20 protein-coding genes are annotated in these 20687 nt (G+C 60.6%); 10 read left to right on the top strand and 10 right to left on the bottom strand.

The window, feature by feature from the left end; translation table 11 throughout:
* Window positions 1-194: 194 nt before the first annotated feature.
* The 4 genes from ACZ0AZ_RS25460 to ACZ0AZ_RS25445 form a co-directional block, all read right to left on the bottom strand.
* On the bottom strand, window positions 195-1067 hold the full coding sequence (locus tag ACZ0AZ_RS25460) for an ABC transporter permease subunit (protein ID WP_129999541.1): 873 nt from the start codon (window positions 1065-1067) through the stop codon (window positions 195-197).
* Window positions 1064-1978, bottom strand: coding sequence for an ABC transporter permease subunit (locus ACZ0AZ_RS25455; RefSeq protein ID WP_039763290.1), 915 nt, complete (start codon window positions 1976-1978; stop codon window positions 1064-1066). The genes ACZ0AZ_RS25460 and ACZ0AZ_RS25455 overlap by 4 nt, the downstream gene beginning before the upstream one ends.
* Window positions 1975-3117: a polyamine ABC transporter ATP-binding protein gene (gene potA, locus ACZ0AZ_RS25450; RefSeq protein ID WP_463538416.1), complete on the bottom strand. Its 1143-nt coding sequence runs from the start codon at window positions 3115-3117 to the stop codon at window positions 1975-1977. Before potA ends, ACZ0AZ_RS25455 begins: the two co-directional genes overlap by 4 nt.
* A 366-nt stretch (window positions 3118-3483) precedes the next feature.
* A complete protein-coding gene (locus tag ACZ0AZ_RS25445) occupies window positions 3484-4245 on the bottom strand; it encodes a gamma-glutamyl-gamma-aminobutyrate hydrolase family protein (RefSeq protein ID WP_463538415.1) in 762 nt (253 codons plus the stop codon).
* A 282-nt stretch (window positions 4246-4527) separates the two neighbouring features.
* On the opposite strand from ACZ0AZ_RS25445, the gene ACZ0AZ_RS25440 reads away from it, so the two are divergent.
* The 5 genes from ACZ0AZ_RS25440 (at window position 4528) to ACZ0AZ_RS25420 (ending at window position 10771) form a co-directional block, all read left to right on the top strand.
* A complete protein-coding gene (locus ACZ0AZ_RS25440) occupies window positions 4528-5904 on the top strand; it encodes a glutamine synthetase family protein (protein WP_007918694.1) in 1377 nt (458 codons plus the stop codon).
* 186 nt (window positions 5905-6090) lie between these two features.
* Entirely contained in the window at window positions 6091-7581 is a 1491-nt protein-coding gene (locus tag ACZ0AZ_RS25435; protein WP_463538414.1) for an aldehyde dehydrogenase, read from the top strand.
* Between the two features lie 49 nt (window positions 7582-7630).
* Complete coding sequence (locus tag ACZ0AZ_RS25430; protein ID WP_463538413.1) at window positions 7631-8914, top strand: NAD(P)/FAD-dependent oxidoreductase; 1284 nt, start codon at window positions 7631-7633, stop codon at window positions 8912-8914.
* A gap of 348 nt (window positions 8915-9262) precedes the next feature.
* Window positions 9263-9811: a cupin domain-containing protein gene (locus tag ACZ0AZ_RS25425; protein WP_011333561.1), complete on the top strand. Its 549-nt coding sequence runs from the start codon at window positions 9263-9265 to the stop codon at window positions 9809-9811.
* Between the two features lie 675 nt (window positions 9812-10486).
* The gene (locus ACZ0AZ_RS25420) at window positions 10487-10771 is read left to right on the top strand and encodes a hypothetical protein (protein WP_039763281.1); all 285 of its coding nucleotides are present in this window, start codon (window positions 10487-10489) and stop codon (window positions 10769-10771) included.
* 70 nt (window positions 10772-10841) lie between these two features.
* Here ACZ0AZ_RS25420 and ACZ0AZ_RS25415 read toward each other — a convergent pair whose 3' ends face one another.
* Window positions 10842-11273, bottom strand: a complete 432-nt coding sequence (locus ACZ0AZ_RS25415; RefSeq protein ID WP_463538412.1) for a hypothetical protein — start codon at window positions 11271-11273, stop codon at window positions 10842-10844.
* Between the two features lie 165 nt (window positions 11274-11438).
* Between ACZ0AZ_RS25415 and ACZ0AZ_RS25410 the strand changes: the two genes are divergently transcribed.
* From ACZ0AZ_RS25410 to ACZ0AZ_RS25400, 3 genes are all read left to right on the top strand, one after another.
* Window positions 11439-11828, top strand: a complete 390-nt coding sequence (locus tag ACZ0AZ_RS25410) for a hypothetical protein (RefSeq protein WP_039763279.1) — start codon at window positions 11439-11441, stop codon at window positions 11826-11828.
* 16 nt (window positions 11829-11844) lie between these two features.
* Window positions 11845-12267, top strand: coding sequence for an HD domain-containing protein (locus ACZ0AZ_RS25405; RefSeq protein WP_039763277.1), 423 nt, complete (start codon window positions 11845-11847; stop codon window positions 12265-12267).
* Window positions 12268-12412: 145 nt separating this feature from the next.
* The gene (locus tag ACZ0AZ_RS25400) at window positions 12413-13432 is read left to right on the top strand and encodes an AbrB family transcriptional regulator (protein ID WP_463570622.1); all 1020 of its coding nucleotides are present in this window, start codon (window positions 12413-12415) and stop codon (window positions 13430-13432) included.
* Between the two features lie 36 nt (window positions 13433-13468).
* Here ACZ0AZ_RS25400 and ACZ0AZ_RS25395 read toward each other — a convergent pair whose 3' ends face one another.
* Window positions 13469-14245, bottom strand: a complete 777-nt coding sequence (locus tag ACZ0AZ_RS25395) for an NAD(P)H-dependent oxidoreductase (RefSeq protein WP_463538411.1) — start codon at window positions 14243-14245, stop codon at window positions 13469-13471.
* A 61-nt stretch (window positions 14246-14306) separates the two neighbouring features.
* On the opposite strand from ACZ0AZ_RS25395, the gene ACZ0AZ_RS25390 reads away from it, so the two are divergent.
* Window positions 14307-15224 carry a LysR family transcriptional regulator gene (locus tag ACZ0AZ_RS25390; RefSeq protein WP_463538410.1) on the top strand — a complete coding sequence of 306 codons (918 nt, stop codon included), beginning with the start codon at window positions 14307-14309 and terminating at the stop codon, window positions 15222-15224.
* 7 nt (window positions 15225-15231) lie between these two features.
* Here the strand turns inward: ACZ0AZ_RS25390 and ACZ0AZ_RS25385 are convergent, their stop codons facing one another.
* The gene (locus ACZ0AZ_RS25385; RefSeq protein ID WP_165368427.1) at window positions 15232-15396 is read right to left on the bottom strand and encodes a hypothetical protein; all 165 of its coding nucleotides are present in this window, start codon (window positions 15394-15396) and stop codon (window positions 15232-15234) included.
* Between the two features lie 83 nt (window positions 15397-15479).
* Between ACZ0AZ_RS25385 and ACZ0AZ_RS25380 the strand changes: the two genes are divergently transcribed.
* Window positions 15480-16265, top strand: coding sequence for a DeoR/GlpR family DNA-binding transcription regulator (locus tag ACZ0AZ_RS25380; RefSeq protein ID WP_463538409.1), 786 nt, complete (start codon window positions 15480-15482; stop codon window positions 16263-16265).
* 112 nt (window positions 16266-16377) lie between these two features.
* Here the strand turns inward: ACZ0AZ_RS25380 and ACZ0AZ_RS25375 are convergent, their stop codons facing one another.
* The 3 genes from ACZ0AZ_RS25375 to ACZ0AZ_RS25365 form a co-directional block, all read right to left on the bottom strand.
* Window positions 16378-17661: an NAD(P)/FAD-dependent oxidoreductase gene (locus tag ACZ0AZ_RS25375; RefSeq protein WP_463538408.1), complete on the bottom strand. Its 1284-nt coding sequence runs from the start codon at window positions 17659-17661 to the stop codon at window positions 16378-16380.
* A 148-nt stretch (window positions 17662-17809) separates the two neighbouring features.
* A complete protein-coding gene (locus ACZ0AZ_RS25370) occupies window positions 17810-19174 on the bottom strand; it encodes a glutamine synthetase family protein (protein ID WP_463538407.1) in 1365 nt (454 codons plus the stop codon).
* Between the two features lie 607 nt (window positions 19175-19781).
* Window positions 19782-20681 carry a bestrophin family protein gene (locus ACZ0AZ_RS25365; protein ID WP_463538406.1) on the bottom strand — a complete coding sequence of 300 codons (900 nt, stop codon included), beginning with the start codon at window positions 20679-20681 and terminating at the stop codon, window positions 19782-19784.
* Window positions 20682-20687 lie beyond the last annotated feature (6 nt).

Here is a 20687-nt window from a genome sequence, read left to right as displayed (position 1 = left end):
GGTACAACTCCCTTCTTTTTATTCAACAAAACAAAAGCTCGGTGCACTTGAACCTTGTGGCGAGGGGATTTATCCCCGCTCGGCTACGAAGCAGTCGCAAAACCTGAATACGGAGTCTTCAGGTAGAACTGCAGGGACCGCTTCGCAGCCCAACGGGGATAAATCCCCTCGCCACAGTTGTTCATCGGTGTTGCTCAGGCAGTCGCCGCTGCTGGCTGTTGCCACGCTTCATTCGCGGTCTGATCCATCGCTTCCTGAATCGCCCGCTTGCGGTTGGCTTCCGCCTTGCGGCCGAAATACCAGACCAGGAAAGTCACCAGCGACACTGCCAGCAGAATCAGACTGGCCACGGCGTTGATCTCGGGTTTCACACCCAGGCGCACCGCCGAGAATACTTCCATCGGCAGGGTGGTGGAGCCCGGGCCGGAAACGAAGCTCGCCAGCACCAGATCATCCAGCGACAAGGCGAACGACATCATCCCGCCCGCCGCCAGCGACGGCGCGATCATCGGAATGGTGATCAGGAAAAACACCTTGAACGGCTTCGCGCCCAGATCCATTGCCGCTTCTTCAATCGACAGATCCAGCTCCCGCAGGCGCGCGGAGACTACCACCGCGACATAAGCGGCACAAAAGGTGGTGTGGGCGATCCAGATGGTGACGATGCCGCGCTCCTGCGGCCAGCCGATCAGTTGCGCCATCGCCACAAACAGCAGCAACAGCGACAGACCGGTGATCACTTCCGGCATCACCAACGGCGCGGTCACCAGACCACCAAACAGCGTGCGGCCCTTGAAGCGCGTCACCCGCGTCAGCACGAACGCCGCCAGCGTACCCAGCGCCACTGCAGCAATCGCGGTGTAGCAGGCGATTTCCAGCGAGCGCACCACCGAGCCCATCAGTTGCGTGTTGTCGAGCAGGCCGACATACCACTTGATCGACCAGCCGCCCCACACCGTCACCAGTTTGGAGGCGTTGAACGAGTAGATCACCAGGATCAGCATCGGCAGATAAATGAACATCAAGCCAAAGATCAGCATGAATCTGGAAAAGTTGAAGCGTTTCATCCCCGTGCCTCCATCTCTTTGGCCTGGCTGCGGTTGAACAGCAGAATCGGCACAATCAGGATCAACAGCATGACCACTGCCAGCGCGGACGCTACCGGCCAGTCGCGGTTATTGAAGAACTCTTGCCACAGCACGCGGCCGATCATCAGCGTCTCCGGGCCTCCCAGCAGTTCCGGAATCACGAACTCGCCGACCACCGGAATGAACACCAGCATGCAGCCGGCAATGATGCCGTTCTTGGCCAGTGGCACGGTGATCTTCCAGAAGTTGTTGAAGTTGCTTGAGCCCAGATCCTGCGCGGCTTCCAGCAGGCTGTTGTCATGCTTGACCAGGTTGGCGTAGAGCGGCAGCACCATGAACGGCAGATACGCGTAAACCACACCGATATAGACGGCAGTGTTGGTGTTGAGGATCTCGATCGGATGATCGGTGAGCCCGGTCCACATCAGGAACGCGTTGAGCAAACCGTTGTTGCTGAGGATGCCCATCCACGCATACACGCGGATCAGAATCGCCGTCCAGGTTGGCATCATGATCAACAGCAGCAGGACGTTTTGGGTTTCCTTGCCGGTCTTGGTGATCGCGTAGGCCATGGGGAAACCGATCACCAGGCACATCAGCGTGCTCAGTGCCGCGACCTTCAGCGAGCCAAGGTATGCGGACAGATACAGCTCGTCTTCACCGAGCAGCGTGTAGTTGCCGATGTTCAGCAGCAGCTGGAATTTCTGTTCGGCGAAGGTGTAGATCTCCGAGTACGGCGGGATCGACAGCGCGGCTTCCGAGAAGCTGATCTTCATCACCAGAAAGAACGGCAGCATGAAGAACAGGAACAGCCAGATGAACGGAATGCCGATCACCAGTTTTCGTCCGCTGGGCACCAGGCGCAAGAATTGCTGATTGAAAGTTCTCATGAGCGCAGCACCACGCCGCTGTCGTCTTCCCACCAGACGTAGACCTTGTCGTCCCAGGTCGGCCGCGCGCCACGGCGTTCGGCGTTGGCCATGAACGACTGGACGATCTTGCCGCCGGGCAGCTCGACGTAGAACACCGAGTGGCCGCCGAGGTAGGCGATGTCGTGCACCTTGCCCTCGGACCAGTTGTAGCGGAATTCCGGTTGGGTGGTGCTGACGAGCATTTTTTCCGGGCGGATGGCGTAGGTGATCGACTTGTCCTGCACCGACGTGCTGACGCCGTGACCGACATAGATCTTCTGCTGCAAGCCCGGGCTGTGAATGATCGCGTGGCCTTCCAGGTCTTCCACCACGGTGCCGTCAAAGGCGTTCACGTTGCCGATGAATTCGCAGACCATGCGGCTGACCGGCGCCTCATAAATGTCCACCGGGCTGCCGATCTGCGCGATCCAGCCCAGGTGCATGATCGCGATGCGCTGGGCCATGGTCATGGCTTCTTCCTGATCGTGGGTCACCATCACGCAGGTCACGCCGACGCGCTCGATGATCTCCACCAACTCCAGCTGCATCTGCGAACGCAGCTTTTTATCCAGCGCACCCATCGGCTCGTCGAGCAGCAACAGTTTCGGTCGTTTGGCCAGCGAGCGGGCGAGGGCGACGCGCTGTCGCTGGCCGCCGGACAACTGGTGCGGGCGGCGCTTGGCGTATTGGGTCATGTGCACCAGACGCAGCATTTCTTCGACGCGGGCATCGATTTCGCTGGCGGGCAAACGGTCCTGTTTGAGGCCAAAGGCAATGTTCTGCGCCACGGTCATGTGCGGGAACAACGCGTAGGACTGGAACATCATGTTGATCGGCCGCTCATAGGGCGGCATGTCGGTGATGTCCACGCCATCGAGCAGAATCCGCCCCTCGGTCGGCCGCTCGAAACCGGCGAGCATGCGCAGCAGAGTCGATTTGCCCGACCCGGAACCGCCCAGCAGCGCGAAAATCTCGCCCTGATAGATCTCCAGGGACACATCGTCCACGGCCACGGTTTCGTCGAACTTCTTGGTGACACGATCGACTTTCACCAGCACCTTTTTCGGTTGCTGATGACCTTCGAGTGCCTTGCGGTAAGTGCTGGAGGCGTTTGCCATGTGAAACTCCCAACAGGTTTCGTGTGCCTGGCCAACGTGGCCGGGCTTAAGTGGATTGCAAGCCTGCAGGTGCATTCCCAGTCGGATCACATCCCCCTGTGGGAGCGAGCTTGCTCGCGAAAACGTCGTGTCAGTCGACGTCGTTGTTGCCTGACACACCGCTTTCGCGAGCAAGCTCACTCCCACAGGATTTTGCATTGATCCGACGGTCTTGCTCCTGCCATCCGGCTTGTTCGGCGCCGCCGTCCTGGCTGCCTGGGTCGTACTTGTTGTTATCACGGGTGTTGCGGTTCACGGCTGACGGATGTGCAAACGCACACCCGCCAGCCGTGGGGGCAGTAAATCGTTATTTATTTCGCGATTGCGTCAGCGCTGACTGCGCTTCGCCGCCCGTTGCCGGCACGCCTCGCCGAACGCCTGGAAAATCTTCAGGTAGTTCGGGTTGTCCAGCACCTGCCATTCCGGGTGCCATTGCACGCCGAGGGCGAAGGTCGGGCTGTGCTCGACCGAGATCGCCTCGATCAGGCCATCCGGCGCCACGGCTTCAGCGCGCAGGCCGGGAGCGAGGCGGTCGATGCCCTGACTGTGAATTGAATTGACCTGAAATTCGTCGGGCAGCTCCAGCGCTTCGAACACGCCGCCAGCGATCACGCTGACCGCATGGGCCGGCGCGTATTGCACGGCCACATCCGGGCTGTCGGCCTCGCGGTGATCGAGCATGCCGGGCAGCTCGTGCACCTTTTGATGCAGGCTGCCGCCGAAGGCCACGTTCATTTCCTGGAAGCCACGGCAGATGCCTAGCACCGGAACGCCGGCAGCGATGGCTGCACGCAATAAAGGAAGGGTGGTGGCGTCGCGGGCTGGATCATGATCCGTGCCGGGCGCACTGGCCGGGCCTTGATAGTGGAAGGGCTCCACGTTAGACGGCGAGCCGGTCAGCAACAGACCGTCAAGCTGACCGAGCAGGTCATCGATTTCAGTCAGATTGCCGAGGGAAGGAATGACCACTGGCAACCCTTGGGCGCCAACGCTGACAGCACGTACGTACTTGTCGCCGCTGATGTGATAGGGGTGCAGGCCAATCTGTTTGACGCACGCAGTAACGCCGATCAATGGCTTGAATGCCATTTTTATTCACCTCGAAGTCTGTCACTTGAACGAGCTTTTCCGGAGCTTAGCCTCGTTGATTTTAATTAACAACTGCCATGTAAAAAATTCTAAACGCCGTTCATCAAATCGCTCGGGTTTACCGGGCTTTAGCGACGGATATGGCACGAGAGTGTTAATAAAGGCCCGAAAAATAAAGGCTGCAGGGCAGGGTGTTCGCTATTGACTTCACTTTGTCTTTCGGATTGACTGGCTGCGCAACACGGTGGTGAACATAATAATTAACAGCTAAATAGGTGCATCATGTCGGTCCCTCTGCGTACCGTTCAACTCAACGAAGCCAACGCATTCCTCAAGAAATATCCTGAGGTTTTGTACGTCGACCTTCTGATTGCGGATATGAACGGTGTGGTGCGCGGTAAGCGCATCGAACGCACCAGTCTTCATAAGGTGTACGAAAAAGGCATCAACCTGCCGGCGTCGCTGTTCGCGCTGGACATCAACGGCTCGACGGTGGAAAGCACCGGTCTGGGCCTCGATATTGGCGATGCCGACCGCATCTGCTACCCGATCCCCGGCACCCTGAGCATCGAGCCGTGGCAAAAACGCCCGACCGCACAACTGCTGATGACCATGCACGAAATCGAAGGTCAGCCATTCTTCGCCGACCCGCGTGAAGTGCTGGCCAACGTTGTGCGCAAATTTGACGACCTCGGCCTGACCATCTGCGCGGCGTTCGAACTCGAGTTCTACCTGATCGACCAGGACAACGTGAATGGCCGTCCGCAGTCGCCGCGTTCACCGGTATCCGGCAAGCGTCCGGTGTCGACTCAGGTCTACCTGATCGACGATCTCGACGAATACGTCGACTGCCTGCAAGACATCCTCGAAGGCGCGAAAGAGCAGGGCATCCCCGCTGATGCGATCGTCAAGGAAAGCGCCCCGGCGCAGTTCGAAGTCAACCTGCATCACGTCTCCGACCCGATCAAGGCCTGCGATTACGCGGTGCTGCTCAAGCGTCTGGTGAAGAACATCGCCTACGACCACGAGATGGACACGACTTTCATGGCCAAGCCTTATCCGGGCCAGGCCGGCAATGGTTTGCACGTGCACATTTCGATTCTGGACAAAGAAGGCAACAACATCTTTGCCAGCGAGGATCCCGAGCAGAACGCCGCACTGCGTCACGCGATCGGCGGTGTGCTCGAGACCCTGCCGGCGCAAATGGCGTTCCTCTGCCCGAACGTCAACTCGTATCGCCGCTTCGGCGCGCAGTTCTATGTGCCGAACTCGCCAAGCTGGGGTATCGACAACCGCACCGTGGCCGTGCGCGTGCCGACCGGTTCAGCGGACGCCGTGCGCATCGAACACCGCGTTGCCGGTGCCGATGCCAACCCGTACCTGTTGATGGCTTCGGTGCTGGCCGGCATTCACCACGGCCTGACCAACCAGATCGAGCCCGGCGCCCCGGTCGAAGGCAACAGCTACGAGCAGAACGAGCAGAGCCTGCCAAACAACCTGCGCGACGCCCTGCGCGAGCTCGACGACAGCGAAGTCATGGCGCGCTACATCGACCCGATGTACATCGACGTGTTTGTCGCGTGCAAGGAAAGCGAGCTGGCCGAGTTCGAGAACTCGATTTCTGATCTTGAGTACAACTGGTATCTGCATACGGTGTGATCACAGACACCACCGATCCAATGTGGGAGCGAGCCTGCTCGCGAATGCGGTATGTCATTCAGAATATTGTTGCCTGACACGACGCTTTCGCGAGCAGGCTCGCTCCCACAGGGATCGGGTTATCAATTTTTGATGCGTGGGTGATCGCCCGCCGTCGCCCAATCTGCCCTTGTCGAGCTCAAAACAATGACCACAACCCGCAACGACTGGGAACAACGCTTCCAGTCTCTGTCCATCGAATCCCGCGCTTTCATCAACGGTGAGTACCGCCCGGCCATCAGCGGCGACACCTTCGAATGCCTGAGCCCGGTCGATGGCCGCTTTCTTGCCGCCGTCGCCAGCACCGATGAAGCCGACGCCAACCTCGCCGTCGAAGCCGCGCGCCAGTCCTTCAACTCTGGTATCTGGGCGCAAAAAGCCCCCGCCGAGCGTAAGCGCGTGCTGATCCGCTTCGCCGATCTGATCCTGCAACACCAGGAAGAACTGGCCCTGCTCGAGACCCTCGACATGGGCAAGCCGATCAGCGACTCGATGAGCATCGATATCCCGGCGGCCGCCAACGCGATCCGCTGGAGCGCCGAGGCCATCGACAAGATCTACGACGAAGTCGCTGCCACCCCGCACGACCAACTTGGTCTCGTCACCCGCGAGCCGTCCGGTGTGGTCGCCGCCATCGTGCCGTGGAATTTCCCGCTGATCATGGCCAGCTGGAAGTTCGCTCCAGCGCTGGCGGCGGGTAACTCGTTCATCCTCAAGCCTTCGGAAAAATCACCGCTGACCGCCATCCGCATCGCGCAACTGGCGCTGGAGGCGGGGATTCCGAAAGGCGTGTTCAACGTGCTGCCGGGCTACGGCCACACCGTCGGCAAGGCACTGGCGTTGCACATGGACGTCGATGTGCTGGCGTTCACCGGCTCCACGGCGATCGCCAAGCAGCTGATGATCTATGCCGGGCAGAGCAACATGAAGCGCGTCTGGCTCGAGGCCGGCGGCAAGAGTCCGAACGTGGTGTTCGCCGATGCACCGGACTTGCGCGCCGCAGCTCAGGCAGCGGCCAGTGCCATCGCGTTCAATCAGGGCGAAGTCTGCACTGCCGGCTCGCGTCTGCTGGTCGAGCGTTCGATTCGCGAGCAGTTCATCCCGCTGCTGGTGGAAGCGCTGCAAGCGTGGAAACCGGGGCACGCACTGGATCCGGCGACCACTGTCGGCGCCGTGGTCGACCAGCGTCAACTGGACAACGTGCTGCGCTATATCAGCATCGGCCGCGAGCAGGGCGCCGAGTTGATTGCCGGCGGCCAACGCACCCTCGAAGAAACCGGCGGCCTGTACGTGCAGCCAGCGATTTTCGACGGCGTGACCAACGCGATGACCATTGCCAGGGAAGAAATCTTCGGCCCGGTGCTGTCGCTGATCACCTTCGACACTGCCGAAGAAGCCCTGCAGATCGCCAACGACAGCATCTTCGGCCTCGCCGCCGGGGTGTGGACCAGCAACCTCAGCAAGGCGCACACCTTCGCCCGCGGCCTGCGCGCCGGCAGTGTCTGGGTCAACCAGTACGATGGCGGCGACATGACTGCGCCATTCGGTGGCTTCAAGCAATCGGGCAACGGCCGCGACAAATCGCTGCACGCGTTCGACAAGTACACCGAACTGAAAGCGACCTGGATCAAGCTCTGATTCTTTTACAGCGGCGGCCGCCCCTGGTTGGCGGCCCTCGGAGAAACCTATGAAACAGCAACACGTAAACAGCTACTACGCGGCCACGCGCAACGAAGTCATCGACTTCCCGGTTCTCGAAGAAGCACTGGACTGCGACGTCTGCATCATCGGCGCAGGCTACACCGGTCTATCCTCGGCGCTCTTCCTCAGCGAAGCCGGCTACAAAGTCACCGTACTGGAAGCGGCGAAAGTCGGCTACGGCGCCAGCGGTCGCAATGGCGGTCAACTGGTCAATTCTTATAGCCGCGACGTTGATGTCATCGAAGAGCGCTACGGCGACAAGACTGCAGAAATCCTCGGCAGCATGATCTTCGAAGGCGCCGATATCATTCGTTCGCGCATCAAGGATTACGACATCAAATGCGACTACCGCCCGGGCGGCATCTTCGCAGCGATGAACAAGAAACAACTCAATGGTCTGGCCGAGCAGAAGCGCAACTGGGAACGCTACGGCAACCGCAATCTGAAAATGCTCGATGCAGCGGACATTCGTCGCGAAGTGGGTTCCGACGCCTACGTTGGCGGCTTGCTGGACATGCAGGGCGGCCACGTTCATCCGTTGAATCTGGCGCTAGGGGAGGCCGCTGCCATCGTGCGCTTGGGCGGCAAGATCTACGAGCAATCGGCGGCGGTGGACATCACCTACGGCGAGCCGATCACCGTGCGCACCGCTAAAGGTCTGGTCCGTGCCAAATACCTGTTGATCGCTGGCAACGCTTATCTGCCACAAGGTCTCGACAACCGTGTCACCGCGAAAAGCATGCCGTGTGGCTCGCAGATCGTCGTCACCGAACCGCTGACCGAACAGCAGGCACGCAGCCTGATCCCGAATAATTACTGCGTCGAGGACTGCAACTATTTGCTGGATTACTACCGCCTCACTGCCGACAACCGCCTGCTTTACGGCGGCGGCGTGGTCTACGGCGCGCGGGAGCCGGACGATATCGAGCAACTGATCCGGCCGAAGATCCTCAAGACCTTCCCGCAGCTCAAGGACGTGAAAATCGATTACCGCTGGACCGGCAACTTTCTGCTGACCATGTCGCGCATGCCACAATTCGGCCGCATCGAAAAGAACGCCTACTACATGCAGGGCTACAGCGGCCACGGCGTCACCTGCTCGCACCTGGCCGGCAAACTGATCTCGGAAATGATCCGTGGCGACGCCGAACGCTTCAACGCCTTCGCCTCGCTGCCGCACATGCCGATGCTCGGCGGCCGCACGTTCTCGGCGCCACTCACCGCTTTGGGCGCGGTCTACTACTCACTGCGCGACCGTTTCGGCGTCTGATTTACCTCACCGGCGGCGGTCCGAAAGACCCCGCCGGTTTTTCCCTTATGCAAAAGCACTGATGTCCACTGTGGGAGCGAGCCTGCTCGCGAAGAGGCCATATCAGGCGACATCGATTCGCCAGACACTACGCTTTCGCGAGCAGGCTCGCTCCCACATTGGCTGTATTGCCAAGGTAAGAGGGAGTTTCGTCTCACCATCCATCGAACCTGCTGAGCAACACCGGCAAACGTGATTTAATAGCCGCCTTTCACGGTTCCGGGACACGGGAGCTGCGTGATCCGCGCGACCTGCGCGTCACCCGCCACCCACCCCCATCGCCCTTAGTCGTTCTCACATAAGGCTGTCATGGATACGGGTTCTCGACTCAAACTAGTACGCGAAAGCTACAAACTCTCCCAGCGCGAGCTCGCCCGGCGTAGCGGCGTGACCAACGCAACCATCTCGCTGATCGAACAGAACCGCGTCAGCCCCTCCGTCAGTTCGCTGAAAAAGCTGCTCGAAGGCATACCGATGTCCCTGGCCGACTTCTTCACCTTCGACCAGCCCCCGCGTGAACATCAATACGTATTCCGCGCCAACGAACAACCCGACCTCGGCCGCCACGGCCTGCGCCTGCTGCTCATCGGCGCCTCCGTCCCCAGCCGCCAGATGCGCCTGCTGCGCGAGCAATACGCCCCTGGCGCCAGCTCCGGCGAAGAGCCGATCGTGCATGCCGAAGGCGAAGAGTGCGGCTTGGTCACGCGTGGCACGGTAGAACTAACCGTGGACGGGCAGGTGAGTGTGTTGAGTGCGGGGGATGGTTATTACTTTCCGACGACGCTGCCGCATAAATTCCGGAATATTGGCGCGGATGAGGCTGAGATCATCAGTGCGAATACGCCGGCGAATTTTTGAAGGGCACGCGTTTCGCCTGGTTTGAATGAGGTGGATTTTTTAGCAGACCGCAGGCCGCACAGATGTTTTCCTGCGAAGTATTCAGATCTTGGAATTTCGCGATGTCTGCGGCTGATAACCACTCGTCCGACGCATCGCACGTTCGCCGCGCACCTGCTTCCAATGCTGTAACTCCACACGCAACGGAAGAGCCACCATGCTGAACCATAAAATTGCGGTGATTACCCTAGCGGCGTTACTTTTCGGCAGCGCGCCGTATGCGCTAGCGGCTGGCGACACGTCGACCCCAAAGGCGAGCGACGGCGCCAGCCAGACTCGTGAACCGGCGTCTCCAGCCACCAATGCCGACCCGGATGCCGATTCGCTGCCCCAAGGGGGTGATGGTGGCAAAACCGATAATGGGCCGGTGCCTTCTGCTTCCAAACCCACCCCCGCGGGTCAACCGTCTGGTAGCAGCAGTGGGGGCAGCGGCGGTGGTTGATGGGTACGTCGTATTGGAGAGCCCGGTCTTTCAAACCGGGCTTTTTTCTGCGTATCAGAAATTGTTTTTTCGATGAACCGATGTCTCTTCCGAGGTGTCGGGTCAGTTTATTTTTGCCGTTCGTCAGCCCCTCCGCATTTTCGCCGCACACCTGATTCCAATGCATACCTTACCCCCGCAAAGGAGCCGCCAACATGCGCCCAGTCAACCTCGCAGCATTGACGCTAGCCACCTTGGTATCCGCCACCACGCTATACGCAACGGCCGCCAGCGACACCCCTGCACCCACCGCGAACGACGGCAACAGTCAGACCAACCCGAGTGCGCCGGAAGACATTCATTCCAATGGCGCCACCGTGCCCAAAGGCACACAGGGCAACACCACCAATAATGACGGCTCTACACCTTCAGGTTCCAAGCCCAGTGGTTCGAAGCAATCGAACGACAGCGGCACCAGCAGCGGTGCTGGTGAAGGCTGAGGCTGTTTGCACATGCAGCAAGCCCGGCAACAAGCCGGGCTCTCTATCAGGCAATGCTCGATAAACGAGGCTATTTAGCCTTCCAGTTCCCGCCGCTGTTTTCACAATCAATCTTCGCCTGTGCCAGATGCTCGCCGTCGTAGTAATACGTCGTGACTTTGGCATTGTCAGGCATGTTCAGCGGTTTGGCGCTTTTGTCTTTGCTGGTCGAGTGCGGGTTGGCCAGGGATTCCTGGGTGAGGCGGGCGGTGCAGGTGGCCTGGTAGTGGTCGTCGCAGCGTTCGACTTTCTTCTTGGTGGCGTTGAGGGTGTCCTTGGTTTCGTTGCTGCATGACCAGTTGATGGAATCCACGGGCATGCCTTCGTATTCGTAGCAGCTGTGGGTTTCCACCGCCGGCACCGAGGCGCTGGAGGAGCGGGTCTGCACGTCGCAGCCTTCAGCCATGACGCAGGTGGGGATGATGGCGAACGTGGAGATCAGGAGCAGCAGTCGGGTTTTCATCGGCAATTCCTCTCCAATGGCGCCGCGTCTGATCGGTGATTTGGCGCTTGTCTGGTTTCGAGGCGGCGAGGGCGGGCAAGGTTCAATCGGCTTTGCGCTGCGCGATCTTCGCGTACACTGCGCAACAATCAGAAAAATTCAGCGCCCAGGGATTGGACCGTCGCCATGATTGAAATCGGCCGCCGCAACATAGCCCCCGCTTCACAGCATCCGTTTCACGACATCTATCTTTTTCATATCGATCCGAGCAAACCGGATACGCCGTTCTGCTTTGAGCAGTCCATGGGCGGCGGGCATATGGAGCATGGCGGCGCGCGGTTCTTGGCTCGGGATGAGCTGGACGGTTGGTGTGGTGACTGGCGCGCGCACTTGCGCAAGGCCGATTGCGCGTGGGTCGCCGAGTTGATCGATGCAAATCCGCAGGCGGATCAGGCGACGCTGGTGTCGATGATTCTTCAGCACCATGCTCATCCGGCGAAACCTGTAGGGCGTCTGCGAGCGATCGGCAACTGGCTCAAACGCAACATTCACGTTGGCGGCCGCTATGGCCTTTGACACCACGGAGACTCCCATGGCCCAAACCCTCGAACGCGCCATCGCCATTGCCGCCACAGCCCACAGCGGGCAGGTGGACAAGGGCGGGGCGCCGTACATTTTGCATCCGCTGAAAGTCATGTTGCGCATGCACACGCTGGAGGAGCGCATCGTCGCCGTGCTGCACGATGTGGTCGAGGATTGCGGGGTGAGTCTGGATGATTTGCGTGGCGAAGGTTTTAGCGAAGAGGTGCTGGCGGCGATTGCGGCGGTGACCAAAGCGCCGGGCGAGTCCTACGAGGATTTTGTCGACCGCGCCGCGCAAAACCCGATCGGGCGAGTGGTGAAGCTGGCGGATCTGGAAGAGAACAGCGATATCTCGCGGATTGCCTCGCCGAGTTGGGAAGATCTGGAGCGTATCGAAAAATACCGGCGGGCGATTGCACGCTTGCGTATGTAAGACGTATTAGATTCTTGTGGGAGCGAGCCTGCTCGCGAAGGCGATAGATCAGTTATTCATCTGTGACTGGCAGGACGCTTTCGCGAGCAGGCTCGCTCCCACAGGGGAATGGTGGTGTCTCACAAAATAGCCAGGAAGGCGAACTATGAAATCCGTTGTGTGCTTGTTGATTGCCGCCGCTTTCGGCGCGTTATTGCAGTTTGAAGGCGTGCCTCACGGCTTGCTGCTGGGTTCGATTGCGGTTACTGCATTGTTTGCCGGCAAAACCGGCATCGCCCCGGCAACTCCCTATGGATTGGGCTACATCCAGGTCACGCTGGGCATCGCCACTGGCCTTATGTTCGAAGCATGGGACAGCGAAACAGCCTCGACAATGTTGCCCAGCCTTGGCGTGTTGCTGATCTGCCTGGCCATACAAATCGCACTCGCCGGCTGGTGGCTGACACGCGGCGCCGGCTGGAATCGCACCGACGCACTGCTGGCGGTGTATCCCGGCGCACTGGCCGCAGTGTTCGATTTGCTTGAATCGGAAAAGGCTTCGAGCAAAGTTATCATCGTGCACCTGATGCGGCTGCTGTTGATCACCGTGTTGGTGAGTTTGCTGATTCCCGGGCAAGCACCTGTGGCTGAAGTCGTCAGCGATCCGTTGACCACAGGCATGGCGCTGACCGCACTCGCTGCCATCGCGCTGAGCGTGTTGCTCGGGCGTTTGCTGCTGCTGATCGGCGTCCCTGCGCCGTTCATGCTGACCGCGATCATCATAACTGCGGTGTTCGTGAAGGCCGGATGGCTGCATGGCTTTCACCTGCCGGAGTGGAGTTTGAACCTCGCCGCACTGATTCTCGGCGTGCGCATCGGTGCGCGGTTTCAGGGCCTCGGCATCGCAGAGCTGGCGCGACATGGGCGCACCGCTTTGGTTTCCGTCGGGCTGATGATCGTCGTCGCGGCCGTGTTTGCTGAAGGGGCTGCGCGCTGGCTGGGCAGTGATCCGCTGTCGCTGTGGCTGGCGTACATGCCGGGCGCGATCGAGACGATTGCGATTGTTGCGTTTGGTGGCGGGCTGAATGTGGTGTTTATCCTGACGCATCATTTGAGCCGGATGGTGCTGCTGCATTTTGCCCCGGCGTTGTTGGTGCAGGTCAGGCGGGTGCGCGAGGGGGCTTGACCGTGCGCGGCTCCCTCGCCAGACAAGTGGGCTGGCTCAGCGTAAGTGCGCCGAAAAGCCCTCCAGGCCCGGAGCAATCTCATCCTTCAACGTCAACGCCGGAATCTCGTACTCCCCACCATTCTGCTGCCGAAACCCGATCGGCCGGGCACTCCACAGCTCATCCAGGCGCAACCCCAGTTCAGCGGTGGTCTCGGCATACCGTGCCTCATCCATCCGACTGGTGCGATACACCACAAACGGCGGCACTACATCAAAGCCTGGGTAATACAGAATCCCGTGCTGAATCGGAAACAGCAAATCGTCCATCGGCCCGTTGATGCCGCGTGGGCTGTAGTGCGATTCCCAGCCGCCGGTTGTCACCACCAGCATCGCCCGTTTGCCCTTCATCTTGCCTTCGCCGTAGCGCTCGCCCCAGCGGCTGTCGGAGTGTTCGCCGACGCCATAGGCAAAGCCGTAGGCGTAGACGCGGTCGAACCAGCCTTTGAGGATCGCCGGCATGCTGAACCACCACATCGGGAATTGCAGGATCAGCGCGTCGGCCCAGAGCAGTTTCTCTTGCTCGCGGGCGATGTCGGCGGCTTGGGTGCCCTCGGCGTAGGCGCGTTTCGAGTCGAGGGAGGCGTGGAAGGGTTGCGATGGGTCGCGCTGCGGTGCGTCGTCGGCGTCGAGCACGGCTTTCCAGTACATCGCGTAGAGGTCAGAGACCTGCACGGTGTGGCCGGCGCCTTGCAGGCGCTGGACGGTGAAGTCGCGCAGCGAGCCGTTCAGCGAGGTCGATTCGGGGTGGGCGTAAACCAGCAATACGTTCATGTCGCGTGCTCCTTGAGTGGATGACTGCAGGATCGGCGCTGGCCCGGTATATTGGAAATGAATGTCCGATATGTCTGGTATAGCCGTGAATAATTTGAGACGCCTGGATATCAACCTGTTGCTGACCCTCGATGTGTTACTCGCCGAGCACAACGTCACCCGCGCGGCGCAGCGCCTGCATCTGTCGCAGCCGTCGGTGAGCGTGCACTTGGCCAGACTGCGCGAAATCTTCAACGATCCGCTGTTGCTGCCCGGCCCGCGAGGCATGCGCCCGACCGCTCGCGCCGATGCACTGCGCGAGCCGTTGCGTGAAGCGCTGGAGGCGTTGGAAAGGGCGGTGGCGCCAGCGGATGTGTTCGACCCGGCGCAGGCAACGCAACGTTGGAAAATCGCCGCGACCGATTACGGCGAATCCACCGTCGTGCTGCCAGCGCTCAGCCATTTGCGCGAACTGGCACCGGGCACGCGGCTGGCGATCGTCGACCTGACGCCGGCGCAAATGGTCAAGCAAGCCGAGCAGGGCGTGTTCGATCTGGCTTTGCACATCAGCGAAGACGCGCCGCCGGAGTTACATCGACGACCATTGTTCACTGAGCGTTATGTGCTGGCCGGGCGCGTCGGCCACCCGCGATTGACCCAAGCGCCCAGCCGCGAGCAGTTCTGCGCGCTGGAACATGTGCTGGTGTCGCGGGAGGGCGGAGGCTTTTTTGGCGCGACTGACAAGGCGCTGGCAGAAGTCGGATTGGCGCGGAAAGTGGTGTTGTCAGTGCCGCACTTTCTTATGGCGATGTCGGTGCTGGCGAGCACCGATCTGGTGGCGATGCTGCCGTCACGCCTGGTGCGCGGCAATCCGGCGCTGCACGTGGTCGATGCACCGCTGCAGGTGCCAGGCTATGAAATGGCGATGTTCTGGGCCGAGCGGGTGCACCGGGATCCGGCGCACAAATGGCTACGCGAGCAATTGCTGGCCTCGGTTTGATGCATGTTCAGGCGTGGCCCAAGGCAATCGCGAACGACACGACGATCATGCAGGCGAAGGCGAAATTGAGATTCATGGGCGGTTCTTCCTGAGCTTTTGAGAGTGGGGCCATTGTGAACAGGCGCAGCGCAAAGAAAAAATTCGCCGTGTTGATTCCAATGATCGAAAGCATTGATAGCCGCTGCGTTTGTATTTGCCCGAGACTTTCGCTAGTGTCGGCGAAACCTGCAACTACAAGCACAAACAGGCATAACCATGCACGACCACTCCATCGCCGAATTGCCGTCCCTGCGCCGGCAGAAAATCCTTTTGCTTCTCGAACGTGACGGCAAGGTCATGGCCTCCGAGCTTAGCCAGCATTTCGCGGTATCCGAGGACACTATCCGCCGCGACCTTGCCGAACTGGACAGCGCCGGCCTGGTGCAGCGGGTGCATGGCGGCGCGCTGCCGCGACCGAAGGACTCCGGCAAGGATTACTTCACCCGCCTGGATGAGACCGACGAGATCAAGGTGCGCTTGGCGCAATTGGCGGCGCAGCACATCGAGGACGGGCAGATTGTGCTGTTCGATTCCGGCTCGACCACGTTGCAGGTGGCGCGCGCATTACCCGCCGACATCCGCATTACCGCCGTGACCGCGTCACCGCTGACCGCGATTGCCTTGTCCGAGTACAAAGGCGTGAAAGTGATTCTGGCGGGTGGCCAATTGAATCCGCATTCGATGTCGGCGAGCGGTCAGGAAGCGTTGCGGCTGCTGGCGGGGATCAAGGCGGACTTGGCGATTACCGGGGTGTGCGCGATTCATCCCGAGGTCGGCATCACCTCGCTGCATTTCGATGAAGTGCCGATCAAACAGGCGATGCTCGACAGTGCGACGCAGGTGATTGCAGTGACTACGGCGGACAAGCTGGGCGCGGTAGAGCCGTTTGTGGTGGCGCCGTGTACGCGCCTGCACAGGTTGATTACCGAGCGGCATCCGGGGTCGGGGAATATCGAGGATTATCAGCGGCTGGGGATTGTGGTGGAGCAGTTGCCGGATTGAATTTTGTGTTGGGATTGAGGGCCTCTTCGCGAGCAGGCTCGCTCCCACAGGATGTTGTGTCGTTCACAAATCCAATGTGGGAGCGAGCCTGCTCGCGAAAGGGCCGGTCCAGTCAGCGCAACCGCTCAAGCATCTGGTAATACCACATCCCCGCCGCCAGCAACGGGTTGCCGAGCAGGTCGCCCATTGGCACGCGAATGTGCTGGCACGCGGCGAAGGTGTCGAACTGTTCCATATGCCCAGTGATCGCCCGGCTCATGATTTCGCCCATTATGTGGGTGGTGGCGATACCGTGTCCCGAGTAGCCCTGGCAGTACCAGACGTTGTCCGAGAGCTTGCCCAGTTGGGGAATGCGATTGATGACGATGCCCATCGCGCAACTCCACTGGTAATCGATCGGCACGCCTTTGAGCGCCGGGAACGTGCGCTCGATACACGGGCGCAGCTCCGCAGCGATGTCGCGCGAATCCTTGCCGCTGTAGTTGGCGCCGCCGCCGAACAGCAAACGGCCGTCGGCGGTGAGCCGGTAGTAATCGAGGACGAAGCGGCAGTCGTACACGGCGAGGTCTTCGGGGTTGATCTGTTTCGCCAGATCGCCCAGCGGCGCGGTGGTGACGATGCCGCCCATGGCCGGGAATATCTTGCCCTTGAGCTGACCCGGTTCGAGCTTGTGATAGACATCGCCGGCGAGCATCACCTGACTGGCGTCGATCTGGCCGTGGGCGGTGCGCACGCCGGGGTTGTCGCCGTGAATGATCTCCAGCACTTCGCTGTTTTCGAAGATCAGCGTGTCCAGGCTTTCGGCTGCGCGTGCTTCGCCGATGCACAGGTTGAGCGGGTGCAGGTGCATGTTGCGGGTGTTCTTGATGGCGCCGTGGTAGAGCTCGCTTTGCAGCAGGTCGCGAACCTGGCTGCGGTCGAGCAGGCTCACTTCATCGCCTAATCCGCGACGCACGGCTTCGTCGTAATCCTTGCGCAGATCGACCATGTGGCTCGGCTTGTATGCCGCGTGCAAATGGCCGTGTTTGAGGTCGCACTGGATCGCATATTTTTCGACGCGCTGGCGGATGATTTCATGTCCGCGCCAGCGCAGGTGCCAGATGAAATCGTCCACGTCATCGCCCAGTTTCGCGCGCATCTGTTTGCGCATCGCACCGTCGCCGGAGAGGCTGCCGGTGACCTGCCCGCCATTGCGCCCGGTGGCGCCCCAGCCGATCTTGTGGCTTTCGACGATGGCGACTTTCAGGCCTTTTTCCGCCAGCTCGACGGCAGTGGCGACGCCAGTGAAACCGCCGCCGATGATCACCACATCGACCTTGTGCCGGCCTTGCAGGGTCGGGTAGTCGGTGTCGTGGTTGAGGGTGGCGGTGTAGTAGGAATTGCAGCGAATGGTCATGTCAGGGTCCACAAAAAATTCCAGGTTCGAAGTGCATTCCCTGTGGGAGCGAGCCTGCTCGCGAAAGCGGTGTGTCAGTCACCCAAAATGTTGAATGTGATGACGCCTTCGCGAGCAGGCTCGCTCCCACAGGTTCGGTGTCGGATCGTTAAGCCTCGGTCAGATACCACCGCCAATCCTGCTCACCCACTTGCGCCATGAACTGCCGATACTCGGCACGCTTTACCGCCAGATACACGCCAAGGAATTCCTGCCCTAAAGCCTCTCGTGCCCACTGGGAATTTTCCAGCGCCTGCAACGACGTCAGCCAATCGGTCGGCAGCAATTCTTTCGCCTGGGCATAACCATTGCCCTCGACCGGCGCACCCGGATTCAGCTCTTCGCGGATTCCGCGATGAATCCCGGCGAGGATCGCTGCCGCTGCCAGATACGGGTTGGCGTCGGCGCCGCAGATGCGGTGTTCGATGTGTCGTGTCGGCGCCGGGCCGCCGGGTACGCGCAGGCTGACCGTGCGGTTGTCGACGCCCCAGGTCGGCGCCAGTGGTGCGTAGCTGTTGGCCTGGAAACGCCGGTAGGAGTTGGCGTTGGGGCAGAACAGCAGCAGCGAATCCAGCAGAGAGGCGAGCATGCCGCCGATCGCCGTGCGCAACAGCGGCGTGCCGGCCGGGTCTTCAGAAGCGAACAAGTTACGCCCCTCGGCGTCGGCGAGGCTGACGTGCATGTGCATGCCGGTGCCGGCCAGATCATCGAACGGCTTGGCCATGAACGTCGCCTGCATACCGTGCTTGTGCGCCACGCCTTTGACCAGACGTTTGTAGCGCACCGCCTGATCCATCGCCTCCAGCGCATCGCCGTGTTCAAGGGTGATTTCCACTTGCCCCGGTGCGTATTCGGAGATCGCCGTGCGCGCCGGAATGCCGTGCAGTTTGCACGCGCTGTATAGGTCGGCGAGGAACGGCTCGATCTGTTCCAGCTCGCGTAAACCGTAGACTTGCGTGTGTCGCGGTCGTCCGCCGTCGGCGTCCAGCGCCGGTTGCGGGCGGCCGTTGTGATCGCGTTTGGCATCGAGCAGATAGAACTCCAGCTCGCAGGCCATGATCGGGTGATAACCTTCGGCCTTGAGCCCGTCGATCACCTTGATCAGCAGGTGCCGAGGGTCAGCGATGCTCGCTGGCATGCCCTCGCTCGGGTGCATGCTGACCTGCACCGCAGCGGTCGGAATCTGTCGCCACGGCAGGCGCACCAGACTGCCTTGCAGCGGATAGGCGCGGCAGTCGATGTCGCCGACGTCCCACACCAGCCCGGAGTTTTCCACGTCTTCGCCCTGTAAAGTCAGGCCAAGGATGGTGCTCGGCAGTGGTCGGCCGCTTTCGTACACGGCGAGCAGTTCTTCACGGTGCAACAGCTTGCCGCGCGGCACGCCGTTGGCGTCGAGGATGAACAACTCGATCATATCGATATCAGGGTTCTGTTCGAGGAACAGGCGGGCGTCTTCGATGGCTGCGAATTTCATGGCAAATCACTCACGATGGCGCCGCACAGGCGCGCAGATTCGGCCGGACACGACGCGACAAAAAGGCGTAAGTGTCCCGGCAGGGATATCAGGGAAAAGGAAAATTGACTGTCGCGGGTATCAAGCTCGCGATCAGGCAGGAACGGCGATATCCGGCGGGCGTGCGGAGTGACGCAGCTTGGAACGGCGCAGGGCCATGGGCAGATTGACGATGCGGTTCATACGCAGCCCCTGTTGCAGTGGGCGCGTACGGCAGAGACGTGCAACCTTTGCGGTTGTTGTGGTGACGTACTCATAACGCGTGTTTCCGTTGGCGGAAAGCGTCGGCAGCAGGGCGAACCCGGCGACCGGTGTGCCCGGATAGTAAGGGGGAATTTGCGCGCGTGTAAACGGAAGATTAGTCGGTGGCGCTTTCCGGCGTTTGGGCTGATTGCCCGAGTTGCCTTTTTCGCGAGCAGGCTCGCTCCCACAGGAGAATGCATTTCAACTGTTTCCGCGAGCAGGCTCGCTCCCACATCGGAATGCATTTCAACTGTGGGAGCGAGCCTGCTCGCGAATGGCCGCGCCTGGGTTCAGAGTGAACACGGCGGGCCCGCCGCTGCGCCATTCAGCGCAGTACGTAATCGTCCGGTTCCGCTGCGGGCGGCAATGGCGAGACGCCCAGTTCGTACAGCACGTCGCGCTCCAGGGTGCGCACGAGTGCATCGGTCGGCAGATCGTTTTCATCGCGGCCGAACGGGTCTTCGAGTTCATCGGCAATCGCGTCGAGGCCGAAAAACGTGTAGCTGACAATTGCCGTGAACAGCGGTGTCAGCCAGCCGAGGGATTCGGCCATGGCGAACGGCAGCAGAATGCAGAACAGGTAAATCGTGCGGTGCAACAGCAAGGTGTACGGGAAGGGCAGCGGCGTGGTCTTGATGCGGTCGCAGACGGCCTGCGCCTGGGTCAGGCTGGTCAGGTGACTGGCCAGCAATTGATAGCGCCACGCCGAGATCACACCGCTCGCTTCCAGTTCCGAACACTGGCGCCCGACTTGATGCAGAATCTGTCCGCAGTGGTCCGGAGCCCCCGTGTCGATGGGCGGGCTTAGCCAGTCGGCGCTGGCGCGCGCTTCGTTTTCGCCACGTAGCCGTGCGTTCAACGCGTGGGCGAAACCGCAGAGATTGCGCAACAGCGGCGCCCGCAGGCTGATTTCAGCAATACCCTGGGTTTCGCGCATCACCGAACGCACCCGCAACAGTACCTCGCCCCAGGCCTTGCGCGCCTCGTACCAGCGGTCATAACAGGCATTGTTGCGAAAGCTCATGAAGATCGACAGCGACAGGCCGAGCAGGGTGAACGGTGTGGCGTTGACCTTGGCAAAGTAACTCGGCTCGAGGATTTCGATCAACACGATCACTGCAGCCAGCAGCGTGACCATCAAGGTGCGCAGAGCGATGCGTTTGGCGATCGAGCCTTTGAGGGTGAACAGCACGGCGAACTGATTGGGTTTCGGTCTGACGATCATCTCGCG

The organism is Pseudomonas sp. AC239, assembly GCF_979258545.1.
The sequence above is the reverse complement of the archived record's forward strand: the minus strand, read 5'-3'. Positions and strand labels throughout refer to the sequence as shown.